Here is a 325-nt window from a genome sequence, read left to right as displayed (position 1 = left end):
TGGATAATCAAAGCGACGGGCTTCGTAGTGGGTGTAGAAATTCGGTTCGAGGGTTGCGTACCCAGTCAGCAGACACCGGTTTTCAGCACACTCCGTCATGATCCAGTTAGATGTTGATCATCATCCTGCTGCGTGACTAACTCTTTAAGAAACGTTTTTCATCGAATATTTTCTCGTTCTTTAACATGAAATAAACAGCACGGCCCAGCTTGTGAGCTAGTGCAGATAAAGCTTTAGCTTTGCTCATGCGCTTTTGAAAGCGTTGCAATAATTGTTGAGCGCCCGAGTTGCCTCTGAGGTACAAAACCGCCGCTTCAGAGAAGGC

1 pseudogene is annotated in these 325 nt (G+C 46.5%); it reads right to left on the bottom strand.

The features are described from left to right. Positions 1-136 precede the first annotated feature (136 nt). Positions 137-325: pseudogene (locus DQW12_RS13370) on the bottom strand (IS110 family transposase); the annotation flags it as partial.

Origin of the sequence: Aliidiomarina celeris, from assembly GCF_003316875.1 — a bacterium.
Classification (GTDB): domain Bacteria; phylum Pseudomonadota; class Gammaproteobacteria; order Enterobacterales; family Alteromonadaceae; genus Aliidiomarina; species Aliidiomarina celeris.
This window is presented reverse-complemented; position numbering and strand designations above follow the sequence as displayed.